This window comes from Rhodopirellula maiorica SM1, assembly GCF_000346295.1.
Classification (GTDB): domain Bacteria; phylum Planctomycetota; class Planctomycetia; order Pirellulales; family Pirellulaceae; genus Novipirellula; species Novipirellula maiorica.
In genome coordinates, this window is sequence record NZ_ANOG01000741.1 from 1 (window position 1) to 1,252 (window position 1,252).

At 55.3% G+C, this 1,252-nt stretch carries 1 protein-coding gene; it reads right to left on the bottom strand.

What is annotated here, in order from left to right:
• The coding region (locus RMSM_RS24105; protein ID WP_008702657.1) for an AMP-binding protein at positions 1–815 on the bottom strand (815 nt) is incomplete at its 3' end.
• Positions 816–1,252: the final 437 nt, after the last annotated feature.

Here is a 1,252-nt window from a genome sequence, read left to right on the forward strand (position 1 = left end):
TACAAGATGAACAATGACGCTTCGCTGTCCATGGGTTCCGCAGCGATTTCGCCTGGCTGAGTATCGACAACATCATGCCACCAAACGTCGCGACCGTCGGTCATCGCGACATCGTCTTGGCCGGTCCGCTTGAGCACCAAACAGTGCTTGACGGTCGGCGATTTTTCGAGCGCTTCGTCCACCGTTTTCTTGAGTGGCAAAATCTTCCCGCGGCGGTACAGCCCGTCGGCGGTGATCATCAATTTGGCACCGGCGTCGTTATTGCGATCGACGATCGATTCGGCACTGAAGCCCGCGAAGATCACAGAATGGACCGCGCCAATGCGGGCACAAGCCAACATCGCGATCGCAAGCTCTGGGGTCATCGGCATGTAAATGCTGACGACGTCACCGACGCCGACACCAAGTTGCTTGAGCCCTTCGGCGCATTTGCAAACTTCACGGCGAAGTTCGCTGTAGCTTAGCGTTCGCGTATCGCCCGGTTCCCCCTCCCAAATGATGGCCGCACGATCGCCACGACCAGCGTCAATGTGTCGATCCAAACAGTTGTAGCTGGCGTTAGTCTTTCCGCCGACAAACCATTCGGCATGCGGTGGATTCCACTTGCACACTTCGTCAAACGGTTCAAACCAATGCAGATGCTCTAAAGCTTCTTCACGCCAAAATTCATCCGGGCTTTCGGCCGCACGCTTGTACATCTCCTGGTACTGGTCGGTTGTCGAAAAAACGGCCTTCTGAGTAAATTCGGCCGGAGGCGGAAACAAACGATCTTCGGTCAGAACGTGGTCAATTTGCCCTGAGGGAGATTTGGTCATGGTGGGAAAGCCAGTCAGGAAAAAGGAGGGAAGCGATGCAAGGCGATGGCCCAATCGAGATGCCTACAACGCGTTTATGCTTACAAACGCTCAGTGTAATGGAATCGACACTACAATTTCACCACACAATGGATTTTATACCCGCATTGCGACCATCTTACGACGGCTAACGCTCTCCGTGCTCCCCGCCAGCCGACACTGGATCCCCCCAAACCGCTGGGCAAATGGGGTGCCCCGCGAAACGAATTGGCGGCTAGAATGGAGGTGAGTCGGAGATCGCATCTCACGATTGAGAAAGCAAAACACTACCAATCCGCTTGCAGGAGAATTCGCTTGAGACTGACTGCCATTTTGCCCCTCCTTTTGGCTGGATTGTTTTACTGGTTGCGACGCGACCACTTCGACGCCGCCCACCGCCGACGTCGTCCCGCGACGAC